Origin of the sequence: Luteimonas padinae (assembly GCF_014652935.1) — a bacterium.
Taxonomy (GTDB): domain Bacteria; phylum Pseudomonadota; class Gammaproteobacteria; order Xanthomonadales; family Xanthomonadaceae; genus Luteimonas; species Luteimonas padinae.
In genome coordinates this window covers 135,712-160,277 of record NZ_BMZT01000001.1, presented here as the reverse complement: position 1 = coordinate 160,277, position 24,566 = coordinate 135,712, and the positions used below count along the sequence as shown (strand labels likewise).

At 71.1% G+C, this 24,566-nt stretch carries 23 protein-coding genes and 1 riboswitch; of the genes, 12 read left to right on the top strand and 11 right to left on the bottom strand.

Translation table 11 applies throughout. The features are described from left to right. Positions 1-30: 30 nt before the first annotated feature. Complete coding sequence (locus tag IE168_RS00760; protein WP_189494120.1) at positions 31-585, top strand: outer membrane beta-barrel protein; 555 nt, start codon at positions 31-33, stop codon at positions 583-585. Between the two features lie 30 nt (positions 586-615). Here IE168_RS00760 and IE168_RS00755 read toward each other — a convergent pair whose 3' ends face one another. From IE168_RS00755 to IE168_RS00735, 5 genes are all read right to left on the bottom strand, one after another. Further along, positions 616-1,290, bottom strand: coding sequence for a DNA-3-methyladenine glycosylase family protein (locus tag IE168_RS00755; RefSeq protein WP_189494118.1), 675 nt, complete (start codon positions 1,288-1,290; stop codon positions 616-618). A 4-nt stretch (positions 1,291-1,294) separates the two neighbouring features. Continuing rightward, on the bottom strand, positions 1,295-1,684 hold the full coding sequence (locus tag IE168_RS00750) for a DUF423 domain-containing protein (protein ID WP_189494117.1): 390 nt from the start codon (positions 1,682-1,684) through the stop codon (positions 1,295-1,297). Positions 1,685-1,764: 80 nt separating this feature from the next. Beyond that, positions 1,765-2,922, bottom strand: coding sequence for a polyketide cyclase (locus IE168_RS00745; protein WP_189494114.1), 1,158 nt, complete (start codon positions 2,920-2,922; stop codon positions 1,765-1,767). A gap of 148 nt (positions 2,923-3,070) precedes the next feature. Next, the gene (locus IE168_RS00740; protein WP_189494112.1) at positions 3,071-3,748 is read right to left on the bottom strand and encodes a response regulator; all 678 of its coding nucleotides are present in this window, start codon (positions 3,746-3,748) and stop codon (positions 3,071-3,073) included. Then, complete coding sequence (locus IE168_RS00735) at positions 3,745-4,974, bottom strand: sensor histidine kinase (RefSeq protein ID WP_189494110.1); 1,230 nt, start codon at positions 4,972-4,974, stop codon at positions 3,745-3,747. The genes IE168_RS00740 and IE168_RS00735 overlap by 4 nt, the downstream gene beginning before the upstream one ends. A gap of 171 nt (positions 4,975-5,145) precedes the next feature. On the opposite strand from IE168_RS00735, the gene IE168_RS00730 reads away from it, so the two are divergent. From IE168_RS00730 to IE168_RS00705, 6 genes are all read left to right on the top strand, one after another. Next, positions 5,146-5,742 (top strand): GNAT family N-acetyltransferase, encoded by a 597-nt coding sequence (locus IE168_RS00730; RefSeq protein WP_189494108.1) that lies wholly within the window; start codon positions 5,146-5,148, stop codon positions 5,740-5,742. Continuing rightward, the gene (gene minC, locus IE168_RS00725) at positions 5,742-6,566 is read left to right on the top strand and encodes a septum site-determining protein MinC (RefSeq protein ID WP_189494106.1); all 825 of its coding nucleotides are present in this window, start codon (positions 5,742-5,744) and stop codon (positions 6,564-6,566) included. The genes IE168_RS00730 and minC overlap by 1 nt, the downstream gene beginning before the upstream one ends. A 23-nt stretch (positions 6,567-6,589) precedes the next feature. Next, complete coding sequence (gene minD / locus IE168_RS00720) at positions 6,590-7,399, top strand: septum site-determining protein MinD (protein WP_189494104.1); 810 nt, start codon at positions 6,590-6,592, stop codon at positions 7,397-7,399. Between the two features lie 3 nt (positions 7,400-7,402). After that, positions 7,403-7,666, top strand: coding sequence for a cell division topological specificity factor MinE (minE, locus tag IE168_RS00715; RefSeq protein ID WP_189494102.1), 264 nt, complete (start codon positions 7,403-7,405; stop codon positions 7,664-7,666). A gap of 138 nt (positions 7,667-7,804) precedes the next feature. Further along, entirely contained in the window at positions 7,805-8,275 is a 471-nt protein-coding gene (locus IE168_RS00710; RefSeq protein ID WP_189494520.1) for a hypothetical protein, read from the top strand. A gap of 80 nt (positions 8,276-8,355) precedes the next feature. Continuing rightward, positions 8,356-10,338: a M2 family metallopeptidase gene (locus IE168_RS00705; RefSeq protein ID WP_229822970.1), complete on the top strand. Its 1,983-nt coding sequence runs from the start codon at positions 8,356-8,358 to the stop codon at positions 10,336-10,338. Positions 10,339-10,444: 106 nt separating this feature from the next. Here the strand turns inward: IE168_RS00705 and IE168_RS00700 are convergent, their stop codons facing one another. After that, positions 10,445-11,695, bottom strand: a complete 1,251-nt coding sequence (locus IE168_RS00700; protein WP_189494100.1) for a multidrug effflux MFS transporter — start codon at positions 11,693-11,695, stop codon at positions 10,445-10,447. Positions 11,696-11,950: 255 nt separating this feature from the next. Continuing rightward, positions 11,951-12,052, top strand: a riboswitch (glycine riboswitch). 48 nt (positions 12,053-12,100) lie between these two features. Between IE168_RS00700 and gcvP the strand changes: the two genes are divergently transcribed. After that, positions 12,101-14,992, top strand: a complete 2,892-nt coding sequence (gcvP, locus tag IE168_RS00695) for an aminomethyl-transferring glycine dehydrogenase (protein ID WP_189494098.1) — start codon at positions 12,101-12,103, stop codon at positions 14,990-14,992. Between the two features lie 48 nt (positions 14,993-15,040). Here the strand turns inward: gcvP and IE168_RS00690 are convergent, their stop codons facing one another. Continuing rightward, entirely contained in the window at positions 15,041-15,631 is a 591-nt protein-coding gene (locus tag IE168_RS00690; protein ID WP_189494097.1) for an alpha-ketoglutarate-dependent dioxygenase AlkB, read from the bottom strand. 132 nt (positions 15,632-15,763) lie between these two features. On the opposite strand from IE168_RS00690, the gene IE168_RS00685 reads away from it, so the two are divergent. From IE168_RS00685 to egtD, 3 genes are all read left to right on the top strand, one after another. After that, positions 15,764-17,932 carry a catalase gene (locus IE168_RS00685; protein WP_189494096.1) on the top strand — a complete coding sequence of 723 codons (2,169 nt, stop codon included), beginning with the start codon at positions 15,764-15,766 and terminating at the stop codon, positions 17,930-17,932. A gap of 78 nt (positions 17,933-18,010) precedes the next feature. After that, the gene (egtB, locus tag IE168_RS00680) at positions 18,011-19,204 is read left to right on the top strand and encodes an ergothioneine biosynthesis protein EgtB (protein ID WP_189494095.1); all 1,194 of its coding nucleotides are present in this window, start codon (positions 18,011-18,013) and stop codon (positions 19,202-19,204) included. Further along, the gene (gene egtD / locus IE168_RS00675) at positions 19,201-20,163 is read left to right on the top strand and encodes an L-histidine N(alpha)-methyltransferase (protein WP_189494094.1); all 963 of its coding nucleotides are present in this window, start codon (positions 19,201-19,203) and stop codon (positions 20,161-20,163) included. The genes egtB and egtD overlap by 4 nt, the downstream gene beginning before the upstream one ends. Before the next feature lie 70 nt (positions 20,164-20,233). On the opposite strand, the gene IE168_RS00670 is transcribed toward egtD, so the two are convergent. Beyond that, the gene (locus IE168_RS00670) at positions 20,234-20,848 is read right to left on the bottom strand and encodes a hypothetical protein (protein ID WP_189494093.1); all 615 of its coding nucleotides are present in this window, start codon (positions 20,846-20,848) and stop codon (positions 20,234-20,236) included. Positions 20,849-20,941: 93 nt separating this feature from the next. Then, positions 20,942-21,472, bottom strand: coding sequence for a hypothetical protein (locus IE168_RS00665; protein WP_189494092.1), 531 nt, complete (start codon positions 21,470-21,472; stop codon positions 20,942-20,944). A 159-nt stretch (positions 21,473-21,631) separates the two neighbouring features. Here IE168_RS00665 and arsC point away from each other — a divergent pair, with 159 nt between their 5' ends. Continuing rightward, on the top strand, positions 21,632-21,994 hold the full coding sequence (gene arsC / locus IE168_RS00660) for an arsenate reductase (glutaredoxin) (RefSeq protein WP_189494091.1): 363 nt from the start codon (positions 21,632-21,634) through the stop codon (positions 21,992-21,994). 182 nt (positions 21,995-22,176) lie between these two features. Here the strand turns inward: arsC and IE168_RS00655 are convergent, their stop codons facing one another. Together IE168_RS00655 and IE168_RS00650 are read right to left on the bottom strand one after the other, a co-directional pair. Next, on the bottom strand, positions 22,177-24,174 hold the full coding sequence (locus IE168_RS00655; protein ID WP_189494090.1) for a TonB-dependent copper receptor: 1,998 nt from the start codon (positions 24,172-24,174) through the stop codon (positions 22,177-22,179). Then, positions 24,123-24,521, bottom strand: coding sequence for a DUF2946 family protein (locus IE168_RS00650; RefSeq protein ID WP_189494089.1), 399 nt, complete (start codon positions 24,519-24,521; stop codon positions 24,123-24,125). The genes IE168_RS00655 and IE168_RS00650 overlap by 52 nt, the downstream gene beginning before the upstream one ends. Between the last annotated feature and the right edge of the window lie 45 nt (positions 24,522-24,566).

Sequence of the window (24,566 nt, the reverse complement as noted above, 5' to 3'; positions counted from 1 at the left end):
GGATCCTCTTTCCAAGGAACAAGGAACACGATGAACAAGACGATCATCCTCGCCGCCGTGCTCGCCGCCTGCGCGTCCGCGCCCGCCTTCGCCGCCGACGGCCGTGGCGGCTACATCCGCGCCGAGATCGGCCAGAGCGACATCGACCTGGACTACGCCGGCTTCTCCGCCAGCGAGGACGACACCTCGTTCGTCTTCTCCGGCGGCTACTGGTTCAACCGCAACTTCGCGCTCGAAGGCCACGTCGGCACGCTGTACACCGAGTACCTGGGCGACGACCTCGACCTCGACCTGGTCAGCTTCGGCGTGGGCGTGGCGGCCAAGCACAACTTCGGCCCCGACGGCACCGGCTTCTTCATCGGCGGCCGCGCCGGCATCGCGCGCATCACCGCGCAGCTGCGCGAGGACGACTGGGACGTGATCGACGACGAGCACTCGAACAAGCCCTACTTCGGCGCCAGCGTCGGCTACGACTTCAACCCGCGCTTCGGCCTGTCGCTGAACTGGGATCGCCGCCAGGCCGACTTCGACGGCGTCGACCTCGACATCGACACCCTCGGCATCGGCGGCGAACTGCGCTTCTGATCCACCCGGCGCGGGCGGCCTGCCCCGCGCCTATTCCTGCGAGCGCTTCACGGGCGCGGACGCGGCGCTGGCCGCGTCCGCGATCCGCCACAGGTAGAGCGCAGCCTGGGTCCGGAACGGGCCCCAGCGTTCGCCCCGCTCCGCCAGTCCGCGCGGGGTCGGCATGGCCTCCGCGCGATCCAGCAGCTGCGCGCCCTTGCGCACGCCAAGGTCGTCGACCGGCAGCACGTCCGGCCTTCCGAGCCGGAACATCAGCATCATCTCCACCGTCCAGCGGCCGATACCGCGGACCGGCACCAGGGCGGCGACGATCGCGTCCGCGTCCATCACCGACATCCTGCGCAAGTCGGGAATCTCGCCGCGCGCCTCGCGGGCGGCGAGGTCGCGCAGGGCCAGCGCCTTGTTGCCCGAAACCCCGCAGGCGCGCAGCGTGGCGTCGTCGACGCGCCCCAGGCTGTCGGCATGGAGCCGCGTGCCGCCAACCGCCGCCTTCACCCGGCCGACGATGGTGGACGCGGCCTTGCCGCTCAGCTGCTGGAACAGGATGGCGCGGGCGAGCGCATCGACCGGATCGAAGGAGCGCCGCCAGCGCGGGTCGGGCCCGATCGGACCGAGGCGGCGGATCCACGCGGCCAGGCGGCGGTCGCGCCGGGCGAGCCAGGCATCGGCCTCGGCGGTGTCGTAGCCACGGCGGAAGCGCGGCATGGCCTCAGCGCCCCCGCAGCGCGGCCGCGGCCTGGGCGAGCCACCCCAGGATCATCAGGCTGCCGCCCAGCGGCGCCAGGCGCGTCGACAACCCCAGCAGCGAGGCCCCGGCCAGCGAGCCTGCGAACAGCAGCACGCCGGCCAGCAGTGCGCCCATCGCGGCCAGCGCCAGCCGTCCCCGCGCGCGCGGCGCCAGCGCCGCCAGCGCCAGGCCGTGGCCGAAGGCGAACGCGGCCGCCAGGCCCAGGCGACTGCCGGCATCGGGGCCGGCGGCGTGCGAGGCATAGGCGGCCAGGGCGACGGCCAGCGCCGCGAGCACGGCCCCGGACGCGGCCAGCATGCGGCCGGCGGGCGCGACCAGGGCGCGGGGCGCGGCGTCGGGGGCGTCTGGCATCGGCGAACGTCCTCCTGGAACGCGGAACGCCGCATCCGGGGATGCGGCGTTCCGAGGGTACTGCAGGCGAGTGGCGAGGATCAGCCCTTGAGGTTCCAGAACACCTTGAACTGGCCGTCGGCGGTGAACGCCGCGTCGATCCCGTTGACGTAGTACTCGTAGGGGCGGCCGATGGCCTCTTCGCCCTGGGTCAGGGCCCAGGCGCGGGTGGCGTTGCGGGCCACGTCCAGCTCGGCCATGTAGCCCTTGTAGTCGGCGCGGGCAACACGGGTCGGCTCGCTGCGCACGAAGGTCACCGGGCCCTGCAGCTTGATGGCGTCCGCGTCCAGCGGCTCGGATTCCGTGACCACGAAGGCCGGGGCGGCCGGGGCCTCTTCGCCTTCCGCGGCCTCGTCGGCAGCGGTGGCGTCGTCGGCCGGAGCCGCCGCGCCGCCCTTGGGACGGACGGCCTGGACCACGTCGAAGGTGTAGCTGTCACGCGCGAACTCGGTGGTCACGATGCGCAGCGGGCCGACCGGCTCCAGGCCGCTCTCGTCCATCGTGCGCTTGATCCACTCGGCGTTGTCCTTCATCGCCTTCTTGACGACTTCGTTGTTGCGCTCGATCGCGCCGGCGTTGACCACCAGCAGGTTCTCGGCGGGGATCTGGGCCACTTCGAGGTTGGCAAGATTGGAGCCGTCGACGCGGTAGTCGAAGTTCGGCACCGAGGCCAGCATGTTGGTCAGGCGGCCGAGGCCGAACTTCATGGTGTCGCCGACGTTGCGGCTGACGTACAGGCCGGCGTAGCGGCCCAGCAGGTCCCAGCCGTAGTCGACCTGGTAGTCCTGGGTGATCTCGACGTTGCGGCCGCCGCGACCGGTCGGGGTCAGGGTGATGGCCGACTGCTTGTTCGAACCGCGCTTGTCGTCCTCGATGCGGTAGACCACGCGCGAATCCTGCTCGGACTCGATGATCTCCCAGCTGCCCTTGCCCACGCCGGAGACCTGGGAGTCGTAGTCGATGCGGGCGCCGACGCCCTCTTCGGGGCCCGAACGGTCGAGCTTGACCTGGCCCAGCGCGAAGGGATGCCAGTCGTCGAAGCGCTTGAAGCTGTTCACCGTGTCGAACACGATCGACATCTTGCGGTTGGTCTCCACGCTTTCGCTCAGGGAGCGGCTGGACGGCAGCACAACGCCGACGATCACGAACAGCACGGCGACGATCGCCATGGAAATCAGGAGCTCGAGCAAACGGGTCATTCAGGGTTCTCCGGGACCAGGACCGGCCGAGGCCGGGGCGCAGACCGGCAATCCTAGCAAGATTGCCGTCGTCGCCGCGACCTCGGGCCGCGGCTTTTTTCACATCGGGCAGGCCCGCCCCGGCGCGGCGGCCGGGCCTGCGCCGGGCTTACACCAGCTGCAGTTCGAAGGCCTTCAGCACCGCCCGGGTGCGGTCGCGCACCCCCAGCTTGCTGAGGATGTTGGACACGTGGTTCTTGATCGTGCCCTCGGCCACGCCCAGCGAGTTGGCGATCTCCTTGTTGGAGAAGCCCGAGGCCATCAGGCGCAGGATCTCGGTCTCGCGGTCGGTCAGGGGGTCTGGCCGGTCGAGGCTGACGAAGTCGTTGCGCATGTGCTCCAGGCCCGACAGCAGGCGCTGGGTCACCGCCGGCTGCACCAGCGAGCCGCCGCCGGCCACGGTGCGGATCGCGCCCACCAGCTGCTCCAGCGACACGTCCTTGAGCAGGTAGCCCTTGGCCCCGGCCTTGAGCCCGGCCAGCACCAGCTGGTCGTCGTCGAAGGTGGTGAGGATGATGGTGGGCGGCAGCGTGCCGGCCGCGGACAGGGCCTGCAGGGCCTCCAGGCCCGACATCGCCGGCATGCGCATGTCCATCAGGACCACGTCCGGCGCGACCCTCGGGATCATCTCGACGGCCTGGCGCCCGTCGACGGCCTCGGCCACCACCTCGATGCCGCCGTCGAGCGCCAGCAGGGAGCGGATGCCCTGCCGGACCAGGGTCTGGTCGTCGACCAGGCAAACGCGGATCGCCGGTGCGCCGGCCTCGCGGGGTCCGTCGGTCGTCATGTCGCCTCCGTGGTGAGGGTTGCCGACGGGCCGGATGGCTCCGCCGTGGATACCGCGATGTCGGCGACGTCGTCCAGCGGCAGCCGCAGGCGCAGGGTGAAGCCCTGCCCCGGTGCAGTGTCGGCCTCGACTTCGCCGCCGTACACCGCCAGCCGCTCGCGCATGCCGCGCAGGCCGTTGCCGGCGGTGAAGCCATCGGCGCCGCGGCCGTCGTCGCGGGCGACCAGGCGCACCGCCCCGCGCTCGAGCGCGTACTGCAGGTGCAGGACGCTGGCGTGGGCATGGCGGACGGCGTTGGTGATGATCTCCTGGGTGCAGCGCAGCAGCACGTGGGCGCGCTCGGGGTCCTCCATCGGGAACGGCCGCGGCAGGCGCATGTCCACCTTGAGGCCGGGCACGTTGCCGGCCAGCGGCTCCAGGGTGGCGGCCATGTCGATGGTCTCGTTGCCGCGGATCTGGCTGACCGCCTCGCGCACGTCCGACAGCAGCAGCCGGGCCAGGGTGTGGGCCTGGCCCACGTGCTCCTGGGCCTTGCCCTCGGTGAGGTGGTTGGCCACTTCCAGGTTCAGGCTCAGCGCGGTCAGGTGGTGGCCCAGCAGGTCGTGCAGCTCGCGCGAGATCCGGGTGCGCTCGTTGACGCGCACGCTTTCGGCCAGCAGGGCGCGGGTGGCGCGCAGTTCCGCATTCAGGCGGCGCTGCTCATCCCGGGCCTGGGCCTGCTGGCGCGCCACCAGGCCGGTGACGAAGGCGAAGCCGGTGAAGCCGACGTACAGGCTGGCCTGCAGCACCGCTTCGACCCAGGAGAAGTCATAGCCGCGCACGTACACCGGCACGATCACGAACTCGCACAGCACCAGCAGCGCCACGCCCTGCCACACCGGCAGCAGCCACGGCAGCACGCTGGCCACGACCATCAGCAGGATGCTGCCCAGGCCGCTCTGGCTGTAGTAGCTGATGGCGATGGCGCCGCCGGCCAGGCCGGCCAGCAGCACGCCGTCGACGGCCCTCACCCGCTGCCGGCCCAGGCCGCGGGTGAGCCAGCCGTAGCTGGCGCCGAATACCGCCCAGGCGATCCAGGCCTGCAGCGCGCCGGGCGCAGCCGCGCCCACCACGCCGTCGCGATCGGGCTGCGGCAGGGTCACCAGCAGCAGCGGCAGGCCGATCACCGCCCAGGTGAACAGTCCCGCGTAGCGCAGCAGCCGGTTGTGGTCGAAGCGCTGGAACATGCCGCCATGGTAGGCGCAAGCGGCACCGGGGCGACGGTCCGGAAGTCATGCCTCCGGTCGCCCGCCGGATCGGCACCATGCGATAATCGCCGCCGTCGACCGCCGCGCGATGGCTGGCCCAGCCCCACCGCGCGCGACGTTGGCGTCATTGGCCACATCCCGGAGTCTGGAATGTCGATTGTCGTCCGCGACGTGCGCGAGCACGAGCTGGATTCCGTCCTTGCCCTGAACAACGCCGCCGGTCCGTCCATCCTGCCGCTCGATTCGGCGCGGCTGCGCCATTTCCACGACAGCGCCGACTATTTCCGCGTCGCCGAGCGCGACGGCACGCTCGCCGGCTTCCTGGTCGGCTTCGGCTCGCGCCGCGGCCACGACGGCAGCAACTTCCGCTGGTTCGCCGAGCGCCACCCCGACTTCATGTACATCGACCGCGTGGTGGTCGCCAGCCGGCGCCGCGGCGGCGGCGTCGGCCGCACCCTGTATGCCGACATCCAGGGCTATGCCGAGGTCCGCTACCCGGTGCTGGCCTGCGAGGTCTTCATCGAGCACGACAGCGACACCGCGCGCATCTTCCACGGCAGCTTCGGCTTCCGCGAGGTCGGCCAGCACGTGATGCCCGACACCGGCATCCGCGCCTCGATGCTGACCAAGGACCTGTGCAGCTATCCCTGGGTGCGCGAGCACTACGGCGACGACCTGCCCGACGTGCGCTGGCTGGCACAGCCGCGCCCGCTCGGCGAGGCCCGCCTGGCGACGGGCACCCGGTGATGGCGAAGGCACAGGGCGCGACGGTCGCCAGCTTCGAACCCGCGGGCGAGCTCCGCATCGGCCAGGTCGGCATCGCCAACCTGCGCGTCCGCACCCTCGACATCGACCGCCTGGCCGCCGAGATGCGCGACCGCGTCCAGCGCGCGCCCAAGCTGTTCGCGCGCGGCGCCGTGGTGGTCGACTTCGGCGGCCTGCCGGCGCTGCCCGACGTGGCCACCGCGCGCGCCCTGCTGGACGCGCTGCGCGAAGCCGGCGCCCTGCCCGTGGCCCTGGCCTGGGGCAGCAGCGAGAACGAGCAGCTCGCGATCGAACTGGGCCTGCCGCTGCTGGCCAAGTTCCGCGCGCAGTACGAGCCGGCCGGCGGCGCTCAGGCCGCTGAAGCCGCACCGGCAGCGTCTCCCGCCGAACGCAGCCGGGCCGCCGAGGCCGCTCCTGCGACAAGCGGACGCACCGGTCCGGCGCCCGCCGAAGCCGCAGCCCTCGCGCGCGGCGGCGAGCCCGGCCTGATGCAGGCCAGCGCGGTACGCTCGGGCCAGCAGGTCTATGCCGAAAACCGCGATCTCACCGTGCTGGCCGCCGTGGGCGCCGGCGCCGAGGTCATCGCCGACGGCTCGATCCACATCTACGGCGCGCTGCGCGGCCGCGCCCTGGCCGGCGCGCAGGGCAACGCGAAGGCACGCATCTTCTGCCGCGAGTTCCATGCCGAACTCGTGGCGATCGCGGGACACTACAAGGTGCTGGAAGATCTTCCGGCCGACCTTCGCGGCAAGCCCGTGCAGGTCTGGCTGGACGGCGACCAGCTGAAAATAGCAGCGCTCGACTGAAGCGCGCACACAGGAGAGAGACTTTGGCCGAGATCATCGTAGTCACGTCCGGCAAGGGCGGCGTCGGCAAGACCACCACCAGCGCAAGCCTGGCCTGCGGGCTGGCGCGCCGCGGCAAGAAGATCGCCGTCATCGACTTCGACGTCGGCCTGCGCAACCTCGACCTGATCATGGGCTGCGAGCGCCGCGTGGTGTACGACTTCGTCAACGTCGTCCAGGGCGAGGCCACGCTCAAGCAGGCCATGATCAAGGACAAGCGCTTCGACAACCTGTACGTGCTGGCCGCGTCGCAGACCCGCGACAAGGACGCGCTGACCCGCGAAGGCGTCGAGCGCGTGCTGAAGGAGCTGGCCGACGACGGCTTCGACTACATCGTCTGCGATTCCCCGGCCGGCATCGAGAAGGGCGCGTTCCTCGCGATGTACTTCGCCGACCAGGCGGTGGTGGTGGTCAACCCCGAAGTGTCCTCGGTGCGCGACTCCGACCGCATCATCGGCCTGCTCGATTCCAAGACCCGCCGCGCCGAGGCCGGCGAGCCGGTGAAGTCGCACCTGCTGCTGACCCGCTACAACCCGGCCCGCGTCGAGACCGGCGAGATGCTGTCGATCGGCGACGTCGAGGAAGTGCTGGGCCTGAAGACCATCGGCGTCATCCCGGAGTCGGGCGACGTGCTCAACGCGTCCAACAAGGGCGAGCCGGTGATCCTGGACCTGGAGTCGCAGGCCGGCCAGGCCTATGACGACGCGGTCGCGCGCATCATCGGCGAAGATCGCCCGATGCGGTTCACACAGCTGGAGAAGAAGGGTTTCTTCAGCAAGCTGTTCGGGGGTTGAGGCATGGGTATGTTCGATTTCCTGAAGGCGAAGAAGAACACCGCCTCGATCGCCAAGGAGCGCCTGCGCATCATCGTCGCCCAGGAACGTTCGAGCCGCGGCGCGCCGGACTACCTTCCGCTGCTGCAGCGCGAACTGCTGGAAGTGATCCGCAAGTACGTCAGCGTCGACGTCGACGCGGTGAAGGTGGACCTGACCAAGGACGGCGAGCATGACGTGCTCGACATCACCGTCGCCCTGACCGACGAGCGCGCGGCCACCGGCTGAGCGCAGCACGTGCCCCGCGCCCCCACCGCTCCTGTAGGAGCAGCTACAGCTGCGACCGTCGCAACCCCGCTTCCCGACGCAGGTCCGGAGACAGCGGCGGGGGGTGTGGCCGCAGCTGTAGCTGCTCCTACAGGGGAGGTGGACGAAGGCGTGGGGGTGCTCCGGCTGGGCGACATCGCGCCCGGCGATGCCGCCGCGCTGCTCGCGCGCCACGGCCTCGAGCTCGTCGCCGTCGACGACGGCGCACCGATCCCCGGCAGCTACTGGGGCGCGCCCGAAGCCGGGATCATCGGCACGCGCGTGTACGCCCGCGCCGACACGCCCGTGCACTCGCTGCTCCACGAGGCCTGCCACCTGATCGTGCTGCCGCCCGAGCGCCGCGCGCTCGTGCATACCGACGCCACCGATTCGGTGCCGGAGGAGGACGCGACCTGCTACCTGCAGATCGTGCTCGCCGACGACCTGCCGGGGGTCGGCCGCGCGCGGCTGATGGCCGACATGGACGCCTGGGGCTACACCTTCCGCCTCGGCTCCACCCGCGCCTGGTTCGAGCACGACGCCGGCGATGCGCGCGCCTGGCTGGCCGAGCGCGGCCTGCCCACCGGCTGACGCGAGCTCACTTGCGGGGGCGCCACCCGCCTACTAGCCTGCGTGGGTTTCGCGCCCCCGGGCGCCACCGGAGATCCATCGTGAAGCCACGCACCCGCCTTGCGCTCGCCGTCGCCGCCGGCCTGGTCCTTGCCGCCTGTTCCCGCAGTCCGTCCACCGAACCCGGTCCCGACGGCGGCCCGTCCCAGGCGCAGCTGGAGAAGGAGACCGCGGACCAGTTCATCGCCCGCGTCAACGAGGAATTCGCGCAGCTGATGCCCGAATACACGGCCTCGCAGTGGATCGCCGCGACCTACAGCAATGGCGACAGCGAGCTGGTGGCCTCCAAGGGCAACGAGCGCTTCCTGGCCCGGACGCAGCAGTGGGTGGAGCAGTCGCGCCGCTTCGAGGGCAAGGAGATGGCGCCCGCCACCGAGCGCGCGATCGCCCTGCTCAAGCTCGGCACGCCGATGCCGCCGCCGCGCGATCCGGCCAAGCTGTCCGAACTGACCGCGCTGGCCAGCAAGATGGAGGGCACCTACGGCCGCGGCGAGTACTGCACCGGTGAAGGCGAGGCCCGCAGCTGCCGCCAGCTCGGCCAGCTCGAGGACGTGCTGCGCAACGACCGCGACTACGACGCCCAGCTCGAGGCCTGGCAGGGCTGGCACACCATCTCGCAGCCGATGCGCGAGGACTACGTGCGCTTCGCCGCCCTGGTCAACGAGGGCGCGCGCGACCTCGGCTTCGCCGACGCCGGCGAGCTCTGGCGTGCCGGCTACGACATGACATCGGCCGAGCTCGCCACCGAGACCGATCGCCTGTGGAACCAGGTCGAACCGCTGTACGAGCAGCTCCACTGCTACACGCGCACGCGCCTTGAAGCCGAGTATCCCGGCAAGGGTTCGGTCAACGGCATGCTGCCGGCGCACCTGATGGGCAACATGTGGCAGCAGGACTGGAGCAACCTCTGGTCGCTGCTGGCGCCCTACCCCAACGCCAGCCAGCTCGACGTCACCGGCGCGCTGGAACGCCAGTACCAGGCCGGCCTCAACGAGCGCCTGACCCGCGAGAACGCGCTGCTGCCCACCGACGGCCGGGTCGAGATCGCCCGTGGCGCCCAGCTCGAACATGCGAAGGCCATGACCCGCCAGGCCGAGGGCTTCTACACCTCGCTGGGCATGCCGGCGCTGCCGGAGTCGTACTGGGCGAAGACCCAGTTCATCAAGCCGCGCGACCGCGACGTGGTCTGCCACGCCAGCGCCTGGCAGATGAACGCCGACGCCAGCGACGTGCGCACCAAGATGTGCATCAAGCCCAACGAGGAAGACTTCACCACCATCTACCACGAGCTCGGGCACGTCTATTACTACCTGGCCTACGGCCAGCAGCCGCCGCTGTTCCAGAACGGCGCGCATGACGGCTTCCACGAGGCCATCGGCGACACCATCGTGCTGTCGATGACGCCGCAGTACCTGCAGTCGATCGGACTGGTGGAAGGCGCGGCTCCGGGTCATGAGGCCCTGATCAACGCGCAGATGCGCATGGCGCTGGCGAAGGTCGCCTTCCTGCCCTTCGGCCTGATGATCGACCGCTGGCGCTGGGGCGTGTTCGACGGCTCGATCACGCCAGACAACTACAACAAGGCCTGGTGGGAGCTGAAGGCGCGCTACCAGGGCGTGGCCCCGGTGACGCCGCGCGGCGAGGAGTTCTTCGATCCGGGCGCGAAATACCACGTGCCGGGCAATACGCCGTACACGCGCTATTTCCTGTCGCACGTGCTGCAGTTCCAGTTCTACAAGGCGCTGTGCGACGCCGCCGGCCACCAGGGCCCGCTCAACGAGTGCAGCTTCGCGGGCAACAAGGCCGCGGGCGAGAAGTTCTGGGCGATGCTGTCCAAGGGCAACAGCCAGCCCTGGCAGCAGACGATGAAGGAGCTCACCGGCGGCGACACCATGGATGCCTCGGCGGTGCTGGAGTACTTCGCGCCGCTGCAGGAGTGGCTGGTGCAGCAGAACGAGGGCAAGACCTGCGGATGGCAGGCGGCGGCCGCGGCTCCTGTTGCCGCCGCTCCGGACGAGCAGTAAGGCAAGACCCGCACCCGTCCGCCCTTCGGGCATCTTCCCCCGCGCTGCGGGGGAAGTACTCGCGCAGCGGGGATGGGGGCAACCCCGCGAAAAACCCCCGGCAGACCTACACGTGCTCCGCCGGGGCCGGTATCCCCGGCTCGCATTGCCCCGCCGGCAGCCGCTTGATCCGGTAGCGCTCCAGCCGCCAGACCAGCCAGCCGGCCAGGGTGAACGCGGCCGCGGCGATGGCCAGGGTCGCGGTCGAGCCGCTGACCAGCGGCGACAGCAGGCCGGCCACCACGGCGTTCAGCGCGAGGCTGGTGAAGGCCTGCATCGACGAGGCCGATCCGCGCTGACGCGGATACATGTCCAGGATCGCCAGCGTCAGCACCGGGAACACCATCGCCACGCCGAAGGCGTTGAGCGCGATCGGCAGCACCGCCCAGGGCACCGCCGGCACGTCGACCAGCAGGCCGTAGGCGACGTTGCCCGCCGCCGCCAGCCCGCAGCAGGCGAAGCCGATGTTGACCTGCACGACGTGGGGCATGCGCCCGGCGACGCGGCCCGAGGTGAACGCGCCCAGCATCATCCCGCCGATCATCGGCGCGAAGAACCAGGCGAAGCTGCGCTCGTCCAGCCGCAGCAGGTCGAGCACGAAGGCCGGCGCCGAGGCGATGTACAGGAACAGCGCGGCGAAGTTCAGCGCGCCGGCCGCGGCCAGGCGCTGGAAGCGGCGGTTGGCGAGGATCAGCACGTAGTCGCGCAGCATGCGCCGCGGCACCAGCGCGCTGCGATGCTCCGCCGGATGGGTCTCGGGCAGCCAGGCCCAGGTGGCCGCGAACAGCAGCGCCGCGAAGCCGACCAGGAACCAGAAGATGTCGTGCCACTCCCCCACGCCCAGGATCCAGCCGCCGATCACCGGCGCGATCGCCGGCGCGATGCCGAAGATCATCGACACCTGGCTCATCAGCCGCTGCGCGTCGTCGCCGTGCAGCACGTCGCGGATCACCGCGCGGCCGACGATCAGGCCCACGCCCGCCGACAGGCCCTGCAGCGCGCGGAAGGCGAGCATCGTCGGCAGGTCCTGGGCCAGGGCGCAGCCGACCGAGGCGCCGATGAACACCACCAGCCCGGCCAGGATGACCCGGCGCCGCCCCAGCGCGTCCGACAGCGGCCCGTGCACCAGGCTCATGGCCGCGTACGCGACCAGGTATGCGCTGATGGTCTGCTGCATCGCCAGCTTGTCGGCGCCCAGCGAGGCGCCCATGGCGGGGAACGCGGGGAAGATGGCGTCGATCGAGAACGGGCCGAACATCGACAGGCCGGCCAGCAGCAGGGCCAGCCGGCCCATGGACTTGGGAAGATGCGGGGGCATGGGCGGGCGCCGGCACGCGGGCCGGCGCGGAAAGGGCGGGGCCGCCAAGGATACCCGCCCCTCTTCTGCAGGAGCGGCTACAGCCGCGACCAGAGCTTGCGGCACTGCGTGTCGCGGCTGTAGCCGCTCCTGCAGAGGGGTGCGGGTATAATGGGCAGCGATACACCCTCCAGCGGGAGAAGCCGCCCCGATCCACCGGGCACCGGCTGCCGAAGGCGCAACGCCCGTAATCGCTCAGGCCCACGTACCGCCGGCTGGGACAACTCTGGAGAGACCGGTCAAACCCGGCGCCGAAGGTGCATGGGACAGGCTCCGCGCCCGTCCCGAACTCTCAGGCAAAAGGACAGAGGGGCGCCCCGCGTGCGTGCACGCGGCCCTCCCGCGCCCGCCAGAGTCCCGACCGCCATGTCCAAGCCCGCCTCCCTCCGCTCGCTCGAGCACCACGACGCATTCGTCTCGCGCCACATCGGCCCCAACGACGCCGAAATCGCGCACATGCTCGACGTGGTCGGCCACGCGTCGCTCGACGCGATGACCGACGCCATCGTGCCCGGCTCGATCCGCTCCGGCACCGCGCTCGACCTGCCGCCGCCGATGACCGAAGTCGACGCGCTGGCGAAGATCCGCGCCGTCGCCGACCGCAACCAGGTCTTCCGCAGCTTCATCGGCCAGGGCTATTACGGCACTCACGTGCCCAATGTCATCCTGCGCAACATCCTCGAGAACCCGGCCTGGTACACGGCCTACACGCCCTACCAGGCGGAGATCTCGCAGGGCCGCATGGAGGCGCTGATCAACTTCCAGACCATGCTGGCCGACCTGACCGGCATGGAGATCGCCAACGCCTCGCTGCTCGACGAGGCCACCGCGGCGGCCGAGGCGATGACCCTGGCCAAGCGCTCGGCGAAGTCGAAGTCGAAGTCGAACGTGTTCTTCGTGTCGAAGAACGTGCATCCGCAGACGCTGGAGGTGCTGCGCACGCGCGCCGGCGGCCTCGGCATCGAGCTGCACGTGGGCGACGACGCCGATGCGGCGACCGTCGACAGCTACGGCGTGCTGCTGCAGTACCCGGACACCTTCGGCCGCATCCATGACTACCGCGCCGTGGCCGAGGCCGTGCACGCGCGCAACGGCGTGGTGACCGTGGCCGCCGACCTGCTGGCGCTGACCGTGATCGCCGCGCCCGGCGAATGGGGCGCCGACATCGTCATCGGCAACACCCAGCGCTTCGGCGTGCCCTTCGGCTTCGGCGGCCCGCACGCCGGCTACATGGCCTGCCGCGACGCCTTCAAGCGCTCGATGCCGGGCCGCCTGATCGGCGTGTCGGTGGATGCCGAAGGCAACCCCGCCTACCGCCTCACCCTGCAGACCCGCGAGCAGCACATCCGCCGCGAGAAGGCGACCTCCAACATCTGCACCGCGCAGGTGCTGCTGGCGGTGATGGCGTCGATGTACGCCGTCTACCACGGCCCCGAAGGCCTGACCCGCATCGCGCGCCGCGTGCACCGCTTCACCGCGATCCTGGCCGCGGCGCTGCGCCAGGCCGGCGCCACCGTCGGCGACGACTTCTTCGATACCCTGCACGTCACCGGCATCGACGCCGCGGCCGTGCACGCGAAGGCGCGCGAGGCGCGCATCAACCTGCGCGCGATCGACGCCGGCAGCGTCGGCATCAGCCTCGACGAAACCACGACCCGCGAGGACGTGGCCGCGCTGGCCGCGCTGTTCGGCGCGGCCGTGGACGACATCGACGCGCTGGACGCCGCCACCGCCGACGCCCTGCCCGCCGCCCTGCCGCGCGGCACGAAGTTCATGACCCACCCGGTGTTCAACACCCACCACAGCGAGCACGAGCTGCTGCGCTACATGCGCGCCCTGGCCGACAAGGACCTGGCCATGGACCGCACGATGATCCCGCTGGGCTCGTGCACGATGAAGCTCAACGCCACCGCCGAGATGATCCCGATCACCTGGCCGGAGTTCGGCCAGATCCACCCGCTGGCGCCGGCCGACCAGGTCGAGGGCTACAGGGAGCTGATCGACGGCCTGGAGGCGATGCTGGCCGAGATCACCGGCTACGACGCGGTCAGCTTCCAGCCCAACTCGGGCGCCCAGGGGGAATTCGCCGGCCTGCTGGCGATCCGCGCCTACCTGGCCTCGAAGGGCGAGGGCCACCGCGACATCTGCCTGATCCCCGAGTCCGCGCACGGCACCAACCCGGCCTCGGCGCAGATGGTCGGCATGACCGTGGTCGTGACCCGCTGCGACGCCAACGGCAACGTCGACGTCGACGACATCCGCGCCAAGGCCGAGAAGTACTCCGACCGCCTGGCCGCGATCATGATCACCTACCCGTCCACGCACGGCGTGTTCGAGGAGGACGTGGTCGAGATCTGCGAGATCGTCCACGCCCACGGCGGACAGGTCTACACCGACGGCGCCAACATGAACGCACTGGTCGGCGTCGCCCGGCCCGGCAAGTGGGGCTCGGACGTCAGCCACCTCAACCTGCACAAGACCTTCTGCATCCCGCACGGCGGCGGCGGCCCCGGCGTCGGCCCCTGCGCGGTGAAGTCGCACCTGGCGCCGTTCCTGCCGCGCCCGCTCGGCGGCGAGGGCGAGGTCGGCATGGTCTCGGCCGCGACCCACGGCTCGGCCAGCATCCTGCCGATCAGCTGGATGTACATCGTGATGATGGGCGCCGAAGGCCTGCGCCGCGCCACCCAGGTCGCGCTGCTCAACGCCAACTATGTCGCCAAGCGCCTCGAGCCGCACTACCGGACGCTCTACACCGGTCGCAACGGCCTGGTCGCGCATGAATGCATCCTCGACCTGCGCCCGCTCAAGGACGCCACCGGCGTCGGCGCCGAGGACGTGGCCAAGCGCCTGATCGACTTCGGCTTCCATGCGCCCACGCTCAGCTTCCCGGTCTCGGGCACGCTGATGGTGGAGCCGACCGAGAGCGAGTCGCTGCACGAGCTCGACCGCTTCATCGACGCGATGATCCAGATCCGCGAGGAGATCCGGGCGATCGAGGACGGCCGCCTGGACCGCGAGGACAATCCGCTCAAGCACGCCCCGCACACGGCGGCGCAGGTCTCGGCCAGCGAGTGGACCCATGCGTATCCGCGCGAGCTGGCGGTGTTCCCGCTGCCCGGCCTGCGCCAGCAGAAGTACTGGCCGCCGGTGGCGCGCGTGGACAACGTGCACGGCGACAAGAACGTGTTCTGCAGCTGCATCCCGATCGGCTCGGCCGAGGACGAGCCGGAGGCGTTCAGCGAGCCCGACGTCGTCTGAGGGCGGCCGCACCTGCCGCGCGCTCTCCGGGCCCGACGCGCCCCGGCCTCATTCCGCATGCGCCGGCGGGCGCACGCGGAACACCACGCTCATGCGCGGGCCCACGGCCCGCGCAGTCTTCGGGATGCCGTGCTCGTGGCTCAGCTGCGAGGCATGGCTCATCGCCAGCAGGCTGCCGTGCACCAGGTCGATCGCATGGCGCTCGCGCGCGCCGTCCTTCGCGCGCACGAGCATCCTGCGCGCATCGCCCAGGGACACCAGGGTGATCGGCTGGCCGGGCACGATCGTATGCAGCCTGTCGTTGTGCATGGCGACGCTGTCGCGGCCGTCGCGGTAGAGGTTGAGGCCGACCGCGTTGTAGGGCGCGGGCACCACGCCGCATACGCGTTCAAGCATGTCCGCCAGCGGCAGCCCGTCGGGCAGCGCATCGACCGGCCACGAGGCCAGCAGCCGCGGCACGTCCACGGTCCGGTCGTACATCTGCCGCCGGTGCGAAGCCCATGGCACGCGTGCGCTCAGCACCTCGAACCATGCATCCGCCTCGTCCGGACTGGCGAACGCCGGCCAGTAGCGGATGCCGCCCTCGCGGTCATCCACCACCTGCACGACATCCGTATCGGAGAAGAGGTCCCTGGCCATGGCGACAGCCTGGTCCCGCACCCATGAAGTCCGCGTTGCGCGCGGCGACCTGTCGCCCGCATACGGCCCGGCCACGCCGGCTTTACGCCGCCCTGGACACGATGGCCGCTCCCCCAAGCAGCGGAGCAGCGCATGGCCAGGCCCCGGACCCCGACCACCACCCCGCCCGGCGCGCAACCGCCCACGGAGCGCCAGCGCGGAAAGCCCAAGTCCGCCGGCAGTGTCGGCCGGGCGGCCGGACCCGACCCTGAATTCGATGCACCGCGCGGCCAGGGCGGCGAATACCAGCAGCAGGCCGGCGGCAAGCGCCCGCCGCTGACCACCAACCAGGGCGTGGTCATCGCCGACAACCAGAACTCGCTGAAGCAGGGCCCCCGTGGCCCCACGCTGCTGGAGGACTTCATCCTCCGCGAGAAGATCATGCACTTCGACCACGAGCGCATTCCCGAGCGCATCGTGCACGCCCGCGGCTCGGCCGCGCACGGGTATTTCGAACTGACGAAGTCGCTGGCGAAGTACACGCGCGCGAAGATCTTCACCGAGGTCGGCGAGCGCACGCCGGTATTCGCGCGCTTCTCGACGGTGGCCGGCAGCAAGGGCTCGATCGACACCCCGCGCGACGCGCGCGGCTTCGCGGTCAAGTTCTACACGAAGGAAGGCAACTACGACCTCGTCGGCAACAACATCCCGGTGTTCTTCATCCAGGACGCGATGAAGTTCCCCGACCTGGTGCACTCCTTCAAGCCCGAGCCCGACCGCGGCTTCCCGCAGGCGACCAACGCCCACGACACGCTCTGGGACTTCATCTCGCTCACGCCCGAATCGATGCACATGATCATGTGGGCGATGAGCGACCGCACCATCCCGCGTTCGCTGCGCATGATGGAAGGCTTCGGCGTGCACAGCTTCCGACTGCTGGACAACGAGGGCCGCAGCACCTTCGTCAAGTTCCACTGGCGGCCGGAGCTCGGCATCCAGTCCACGCTCTGGGACGAGGCGGCGAAGCTGCAGGCCGCCGACAACGACTACCACCGCCGCGACCTGTTCGAATCCATCCAGGCCGGCGACTTCCCGGCCTGGACGCTGGCGGTGCAGCTGTTCACCGAAGAGGAGGCCGAGGCCTTCCCCTTCGACCACCTCGACCCGACCAAGATCGTGCCCGAGTCACTGGTGCCGCTGCAGGTGGTCGGGCGCATGGTGCTCGACCGCTGGCCGGACAATTTCTTCGCCGAGACCGAGCAGGTGGCGTTCTGCCCCGCCAACCTCGTGCCCGGCATCGACTTCAGCAACGACCCGCTGCTGCAGGGGCGGCTGTTCTCCTACCTCGACACCCAGCTGATCCGCCTGGGCGGCCCCAACTTCCACCAGATCCCGATCAACCAGCCGAAGTGCCCCTTTGCCAACCACCAGCGCGACGGCCACATGCAGATGCAGGTGCCGCGCGGACGGGTGAACTACGAGCCGAGCTCGCTGCAGGAGGACAGCCCGCGCGCCGACGCGCCGGCCGGGTTCCGCAGCCACGCCTCGGCCGACGATGGCGCCAAGGGCCGGCTGCGTCCGGAAAGCTTCGCCGACCACTTCAGCCAGGCGCGCATGTTCTTCCGCAGCCTGGAGGCGCCCGAACAGGCGCACCTGGCGTCGGCGCTGGTGTTCGAGCTGTCGAAGGTGGAGACGCCGAAGGTACGCGAGCGCATGGTCGGCCAGCTGCGCCACGTCGACGAGGCGCTCGCCACCCGCGTGGCCGACGGACTGGGCATGGACGCGCTGCCGCCGGCACCCCCGGCGGCGATGCCGGCGCAGGACCTGCCCCCGGCGCCGGAGGTGCGCATCATCGGCCGCATGAAGGACACGCTGAAGGGGCGCTGCGTGGGCATCCTTTTCGACGAAGGCAGCGATGCCGCGGCGCTGAAGGCGCTGCGCAAGGCCGCGGAGGCCGCTGGCGCGACCGTCAGGCTGGTGGCGCCGAAGCTGGGCGGTGCCGTGCTGTCCGACGGGAAGAAGCAGGCCGCCGACGGCCAGCTCGCGGGCACCCCGTCGCAGGTGTTCGATGCGGTCGCGGTGCTGCTGTCCGAGGCCGCGGGAAAGAAGCTGGCGAAGGAGTCCGCCGCGGTCGACTTCGTGTCCAACGCCTGGGTGCATCTCAAGGCGATCGCCTCCGATGCCGGCGCGGCGCCGCTGCTCAAGGCCGGCGGCGTCGGCCGGGACGCGGGCATCGTCGACGCGGCCGACCCGAAGGCCTTCGTCGCCGTGGCGAAGACGCGGCAGTGGGCGCGCGAGCCGAAGCTGCGGACGCTGGCCTGAGTGGCAAGCGTGCAGGACACCATCGTGCACGCTGCCGCGCGCCCGGAAGGACCGCGCGGCAGCGCGTATGCTGCGGGCATGGCGTCCGCCCTCGCCACCCGCTACTCGCAGGTCCGTGCACGTACCCTGGCCCTGGCCGCGCCGCTCTCCCCCGAGGACGCGCAGCTGCAGTCGATGCCCGACGCCAGCCCGGCAAAGTGGCATCTCGCGCACACGACCTGGTTCTTCTCGCGCTTCGTGCTCGGCGACGCAGCCTCGGCGATGCCTGCCGGCTGGGACTACCTGTTCAACAGCTACTACGTCGGCGCCGGCGAGCGCCACGCCCGCGCCGAGCGCGGCCTGGTGTCGCGACCGACGCTGGCCGAGGTGCTCGACTGGCGCCGACGCATCGACGATCGGCTGCTCGAACGCCTGGAGCGGGACGATGTCGATGAAGCGGCGCTGGACGTGCTCCTGCTGGGCACCCACCACGAGGAGCAGCACCAGGAGCTGCTGCTGACCGACATCAAGCACGCGTTCTGGTGCAATCCGCTGCAGCCGGCCTGCTTCGATGCCGCCTCCGCGCCGGACTGCGCCCCGCCTTCCATGGACGCCCAGTCCGGCACCGGTGCCGACTGGCTGGTCCGCGACGAGGCGATCGACTGGATCGGCGCCGCGCCATGGCCGACCGCCGGCAGCGGCTTCGCCTACGACAACGAAAGCCCCCGCCACCGCGTGCTGGTGCCCGCGCACGCGATCGCCGCGCGCCCCGTGAGCAACGCGGAGTACGCCGCCTTCGTGGCCGATGGCGGCTACGCGACCCCGGCGCTGTGGCTCAGCGATGGCTGGGAGCACGCGCAGCGCCGGGGCTGGCAGCGTCCGCTGTACTGGCACGCCGACGGCACGCGCGAGTTCACCCTCGCCGGCTGGCGCGAGCGCGATCCCGACGCGCCCGTGCGCCACGTCAGCTTCTACGAAGCCGACGCCTTCGCACGCTGGGCCGGTGCGCGCCTGCCCACCGAGGCGGAGTGGGAAACCGCCGCGTGCCGCCTCGCCGGCGCTGGCCGCTGCTGGGAATGGACCTCGAGCGCCTACGCGCCCTACCCCGGCTTCCGCCCCCTGCCGGGCACGCTCGGCGAGTACAACGGCAAGTTCATGAGCGGCCAGCAGGTACTGCGCGGCGGCAGCTGCGCGACGCCGCCAGGGCATGCGCGCGCGACCTACCGAAACTTCTTCGCGCCACCCTCGCGCTGGCAGTTCTCCGGCCTCAGGCTGGCAAAGGATCCCGATTGACCACGCCGCTCCGCATCACCGACCTCCATCCCAGCGACGACGACATCGCCGGCGACGTCCTGCGCGGCCTGGCCGCCACGCCGAAGCGGCTGCCGTCGAAGTACTTCTACGACCAGCGCGGCTCGGAGCTGTTCGAGGCCATCACCCGCCAGCCGGAGTACTACCCGACGCGGGTCGAGCTGGCGATGCTGGCCGAGCACGGCGCCGACATCGCGCGCGCCGCCGGCCCGCGCGTGCACGTGGTGGAGTATGGCAGCGGCAGCGGCCGCAAGACGCGCCTGCTGCTGGACGCGCTCGAAGACCCGGTCGCCTACACGCCCATCGAGATCTCGCGCTCGGCCCTGGCCGCGAGCGCGGAGCGGCTCGACCGCGAGTTCGGCGACCTCGAGGTGCTGCCGGTGCTGGCCGACTTCACCTGCCCGGTGCCGCTGCCGCCACCGGCGCGCCAGGCGGATTCGGCGCTGGTGTTCTTTCCCGGCTCGACGCTGGGCAACTTCACCCGCGAGGAGTCGGTGCGCCTGCTGTCGGCCATGCGCGACACCATGGGCAGCAACGGCGCGGCATTGCTCGGGCTCGACCTTGAAAAGGATCCGGCCATCGTCGAGGCCGCCTACAACGACGCCGCCGGCGTCACCGCGGAGTTCACCCTCAACCTGCTGCACCGGCTCAACCGCGATGTCGGCAGCGACTTCGATCCGGCGTCGTTCGCGCACCGCGCCCGCTACCTGCGCGACGAGGGCCGCATCGTGACCACGCTCGAAAGCCTGCGCGCGCAGGTGGTCACCGTGGAAGGCCGCCGCTTCGCGTTCGCGCAGGGCGAGCAGATGCACGTCGAGCAGAGCCAGAAGTACACCGACGCCCGCATCGCGGCGCTGGCCGCGGAGGCCGGCCTGCGCGTGGCCGCGGCCTGGAACGACCCGCGCGACTGGTTCGGCCTGCGCCTGCTGCGTCCCGCATAGCGCGGGGACGCCTCCGGAACGCGGCGCGCCGGGGCCGCCAGGGCCACGGCGCGCGCCGATGACATGCCGGTCAGTGCTTGCGCATCTGGTCGCGCGCGTTCTCCGCGCGCGCGGCACCGATGGCGGTTTCCACCTTCTTGACCTCCTCGGGCGGCGGCAGCACCGCCGGCAGCCCGAGCGACTTCAGCCACAGCTCCCGGCACCAGCCCTTGGTGTGGTACAGATGGTGGTCTTCCTGCTGTTCGACCTGCTCGTAGGCCGCCTTGAGCGCCTTGCCCACGTCGCCGGTGGCCTTCTTCGCCACGTAGCCGACCAGCTCCCAGTTGAGATGGTCCTTGGTTTCAGCGAGCACCACGCATTCCGCCGCGACCAGCTCGGCGGCCGCGGGGTCGCCGGCGGCCTGCGCCAGCTCCATCGCCTTCACCAGCGATTTGCCGTGGTGCGCGACCACGTCGCGCCCCGGCGTGCGGGCGGCGGGGTCGAGCCCGAGCTGCTCGAAGACCGACATCAGCACCTGCTGGTGCATGCGCGTCTCTTCGAGGTATTCGGTCCATTCCTTGCGCAGGCCTTCGTTGACCGCGCACTCGATCGCCTTCAGGTAGATCTGCTCGCCGCCGAGTTCGGTCTCGAGCCCCTGGTACAGCAGCTCGTGCAGCTGCGCCTGGTCATGGGTTCCGCGTGCCATGGTGCGTGCCCTCGTGGGTGGGAGGAGACACGATCCGACCCGGGGCGTGGCGACGCGGTGAAACGCAGGCGGCGCGGCGGCGCGCCGCCGCGTTCAGGGAGCCGTCGGCCGCTGCCTCGGCACCGCGTCGGGCGCCAGCATGATCTTCGCGCCCTTGAAGTACATCATGCGCAGCTGGCGGCCGCGGGGCGACCAGCCGATGAAGTGCGCGCGCGCCTCTTCCTCGAACATGTCGCGGTAGCGCTGCGCCATCTCGTCGTTCTGCAGCTCGATCATCACCCCCACCGACTCCGGCTTCGGCAGCGAGGCGTTGTAGGCCTCGAGCGTGTCGCGGATGCAATTGAGGAAGGGCATGGTCTGCTTCAGGCCGCGCGCGCCGACGTCGAAGAACTGCCGGTACAGGTACGTCGGCTGGCCGAAGGACGGCACGATGCCCAGCACCGCGGTGCCGACGCCCCACAGCGCGCCGGTCTCCGTGTCGCGCCCGACCGCCACGGCCTGCGCCGCGCGCTCGGCCGCCTTCGTCGGATCCGGCAGCGCGCGGTTGCGCGCCCACATCGCGATCAGCTCCGAAGACAGCTCCGGCGTCACCCGCTTCCAGACCGGCACGATCTCCAGGCTCATCCGGACACCCCGTTGCACTGCATGCGATCGAACATCGGAACCCTCCTCCCAGGACTGCGCCCGATCATGGCGCAAGCGGCGACGGCGGCGCAACGCGGGCCGCGAGCGACTACATTGGCGTCCCGCGCCGCGCGGCCGTGGCGCATCGCAGGAGCCCCCATGCACGCCGTGATCTACCACAACCCCCGCTGCAGCACCTCGCGCAACGCGCTCGCGCTGATCCGCGAGGCCGGCATCGAACCGGAAGTCATCGAGTACCTGCGGACGCCGCCCACGCGTGAACGCCTGGCCGCACTCGTCGCCGCCGCCGGCATCGGCGTGCGCGACGCGATTCGCCGCAAGGAAGCGGTCTACGCCGAGCTCGGCCTCGACGATCCCATGCTCGACGACGACGCGCTGCTGGACGCGATGGTGCGCGAACCGATCCTCATCGAGCGGCCGTTCGTCGAAACCGCCCTGGGCGTGCGCCTGGCGCGTCCGCTGGAGCGCGTGCGCGAGGTCCTGCCCGCCGTGGCGGGCTGAGGCTGCGCCAGCACCCGGGAGTCGTCCCTGCGCCCACGCGCGGGACGGCGACGGCGACGCGGACACGGGCCGCGAGAGGCAGTCGTGCAGGTTGCGGAGCTCGCGCTCCAGCAGCGGCGGCAGCTCGCTGGCAGGATCGGCACGCGGCGACTCCAGCCCGCGTGCCTCCCCGCCCCGGGGCCTCACCAGCTGTAGCCCACCCGCAGCCAAGCCGTCCGGCCGGGCTCGTTGATCCGCACCGCGTCGGCCGGGTATCCGAAGTCGGCGTTGCCGGCGAGGTTGAGGTGCTCGCTGTAGGCGCGGTCGAACAGGTTGTCCACGCCGGCGGTCAGCTGCACGCCGCTGGCGAAGCGGTAGCCGGCGTTGAGCGCGAGCGTGGCGAAGCCGGCGCTGGGGCCGATGTCCTGCCCGACCACGTTGCCATAGCCCTCGGCGACGCGGTCCTGGCCGTCGACGACGCGGACCAGCGCGCCGGCCGACCAGGTGCCGTTGTCCCAGTCGACGCTGAAGCGGCCTTCCAGCGGCGGCATCTGCGGCAGCGGGCGGCCGCTGTCGCGGTCCTCGCCGCGGGCGTAGGCCAGGCTGCCGCCGAGCTTCCAGTCCTGCGACGGCCGGTACTCCACGCCCAGCTCGGCGCCGCGGGTTTCGGCGTCGATATTGGTCACCTGCGAAATCTTCCCTATCATCGTGTCCATGTAGCGGAACTGGATGAAGTCGTCGACGCGCCCGGCGTAGGCCGAGATCCAGGCGTCGAAGCGCTCGCCGCGGTACTGCAGGCCGACGTCGAGCTGGGTGGTCTTCTCGGTGTCGAGGCCGGCGAAGGCGTTGGCAGCGCCCATCGGGCCCATATTGGCCGAGAACAGCTCCCAGTAGTCGGGCATGCGCTCGGTGTGGCCGATGCCGGCGTACCAGCTCAGCGAGCTGTCGACGTCCCGCTCGAAGCGGATGAAGCCCGCCTTCAGCGTCTCCTCGCGCGACATGCCCGCGGTCGGATTCGGCATCGCCTGGCCGCCGTGCCCGCCGGCCACCGTCGTGCGTTCGTCATCGGCGCCGGCGCGATCCACGCGCGCACCGGCGATCCAGCGGTCGCGCTCGCCCTGGAACCAGGTGCCCTCGGCGAACACGCCGAGGTTGTCGAAGCGCGCGTCCACCGTCCACGGCATCGCCAGGTAGGCGCCGCGACCCATCGCGCTGCGGCGGCGGTGGCGGCTGTCCATGGCGTCGATGCCGGTGACGAGTTCGAACGCGGCGCCGCGCCACGTGGCGGCGGCGCGTCCGCCGCTGGTGCTGCGCTCGACGTTGGAGGCCATGGGCATCGGCATCGAGCCCTGCGGGTTCGGCTCGCGCAGGCTGTAGTTGTCCATCACGTGGTCGGCGACGTTGTGGTAGACGCTGGCCTCGAGTTCCTGCAGCGCGCCCAGGCCGATGTTCTCCTTCTCGAAGCGCAGGCTGTAGTTGCTGCGGTCGAACCGGCTGCCGTCCATGCCGCGCGTGGCGTAGCGCGCCTGGCCGTCGCCGATGCCGATGCCGAGCTCCAGCAGCGTGTCCTCGTCCGGGGTCCAGCCGAGCGCGAGGTCGGCGTTCCACTTCTTCCAGGCCGAGCCGACACGGTCGCCGTTGCCGTCGTCGTAGTCGCCGGACTCGGAGCGGTTGGCGCTGATGCGTGCATAGCCCAGCGGCGCGCCGTAGGTCGCGTCGACCACCTGGTCGTTGCGGCCCCAGCTGCCGGCGAGCGCGCTGGCGGCGAGCTTCCAGGCGGGCTCGGCGTAATACTCCCGGTCGCGCTCGAAGCGCACCGTGCCCGCCGACGCGCCCGGACCCCAGAGCACCGTTTGCGGGCCCTTGGTGACCACCAGCGCGTCATAGGTTTCCGGCGCGATGTATGACATGGCGTTGTCCATGCGCGAGGGACAGGCACCGGGCATGGCGCCGTCGTTGGTGAGCAGGTTCAGGCGCGAGCCGAACATGCCGCGCAGCACCGGATCGCCGTTGCTGCCGCCGTTGCGCACGGTGCCGAAGCCCGGGATGGTCTTGAGGTCGTCGGCGCCGTCGCTGGCCGGGACCGGCTGGCGCGGAAGCTTCGGGCTGGTTTCCCAGGTGAGCGCGGACACCGGCGCGGCGGCGGTCGTCAGCCGTGCAGCGGCGGACCGCGGGACCCGAGCCCGCTGGGATGCAGCCATGGAAGCCGCGGCGAGGCGGGCCACGGGAGCGCCGCATGCAGCCGCGGCGGGATGTGCGCAGGAAACGGAAGCGCGATCGGCGCCAGCAGCGCCGACAGCAGCGGGCAATAGTCGCAGTCGGCGTCGCCGGGTGCCGGCCGGAGCGGTGCACGGCCGTCGGGCCGCAAGCCCTCGACGGGGAGCGCGCCGTGCGCATGGCCATGCGGGGTCGTGGACGCCAGGGCGTGGACGTGGGCGATGCCATGCGCCGCGTGCTCGAAGCGCGATGCGGTCGGCACGGCCACCAGGAGCAGCAGTGCCAGCAGTGCCAGCCGTCCCGTCCAAGCCTGGAATGCACGCGCGTTCATCGTGCCCTGGATTATCCCGACAGGTGGCTCCCGGACCTCTGACGC

Excerpts from the sequence above, each read along its gene's own strand:
- IE168_RS00740 (WP_189494112.1), bottom strand. The coding sequence starts at position 3,748 with ATGACGACCGACGGACCCCGCGAGGCCGGCGCACCGGCGATCCGCGTT.
- IE168_RS00665 (WP_189494092.1), bottom strand. The coding sequence starts at position 21,472 with ATGAGCCTGGAGATCGTGCCGGTCTGGAAGCGGGTGACGCCGGAGCTG.
- gcvP (WP_189494098.1), top strand. The coding sequence starts at position 12,101 with ATGTCCAAGCCCGCCTCCCTCCGCTCGCTCGAGCACCACGACGCATTC.
- minC (WP_189494106.1), top strand. The coding sequence starts at position 5,742 with ATGGCGAAGGCACAGGGCGCGACGGTCGCCAGCTTCGAACCCGCGGGC.
- IE168_RS00670 (WP_189494093.1), bottom strand. The coding sequence starts at position 20,848 with ATGGCACGCGGAACCCATGACCAGGCGCAGCTGCACGAGCTGCTGTAC.
- IE168_RS00760 (WP_189494120.1), top strand. The coding sequence starts at position 31 with ATGAACAAGACGATCATCCTCGCCGCCGTGCTCGCCGCCTGCGCGTCC.
- IE168_RS00735 (WP_189494110.1), bottom strand. The coding sequence starts at position 4,974 with ATGTTCCAGCGCTTCGACCACAACCGGCTGCTGCGCTACGCGGGACTG.
- IE168_RS00750 (WP_189494117.1), bottom strand. The coding sequence starts at position 1,684 with ATGCCAGACGCCCCCGACGCCGCGCCCCGCGCCCTGGTCGCGCCCGCC.
- minE (WP_189494102.1), top strand. The coding sequence starts at position 7,403 with ATGGGTATGTTCGATTTCCTGAAGGCGAAGAAGAACACCGCCTCGATC.
- IE168_RS00700 (WP_189494100.1), bottom strand. The coding sequence starts at position 11,695 with ATGCCCCCGCATCTTCCCAAGTCCATGGGCCGGCTGGCCCTGCTGCTG.
- IE168_RS00650 (WP_189494089.1), bottom strand. The coding sequence starts at position 24,521 with ATGAACGCGCGTGCATTCCAGGCTTGGACGGGACGGCTGGCACTGCTG.
- IE168_RS00690 (WP_189494097.1), bottom strand. The coding sequence starts at position 15,631 with ATGGCCAGGGACCTCTTCTCCGATACGGATGTCGTGCAGGTGGTGGAT.
- IE168_RS00685 (WP_189494096.1), top strand. The coding sequence starts at position 15,764 with ATGGCCAGGCCCCGGACCCCGACCACCACCCCGCCCGGCGCGCAACCG.
- IE168_RS00655 (WP_189494090.1), bottom strand. The coding sequence starts at position 24,174 with ATGGCTGCATCCCAGCGGGCTCGGGTCCCGCGGTCCGCCGCTGCACGG.
- IE168_RS00730 (WP_189494108.1), top strand. The coding sequence starts at position 5,146 with ATGTCGATTGTCGTCCGCGACGTGCGCGAGCACGAGCTGGATTCCGTC.
- IE168_RS00755 (WP_189494118.1), bottom strand. The coding sequence starts at position 1,290 with ATGCCGCGCTTCCGCCGTGGCTACGACACCGCCGAGGCCGATGCCTGG.
- arsC (WP_189494091.1), top strand. The coding sequence starts at position 21,632 with ATGCACGCCGTGATCTACCACAACCCCCGCTGCAGCACCTCGCGCAAC.
- egtB (WP_189494095.1), top strand. The coding sequence starts at position 18,011 with ATGGCGTCCGCCCTCGCCACCCGCTACTCGCAGGTCCGTGCACGTACC.
- IE168_RS00745 (WP_189494114.1), bottom strand. The coding sequence starts at position 2,922 with ATGACCCGTTTGCTCGAGCTCCTGATTTCCATGGCGATCGTCGCCGTG.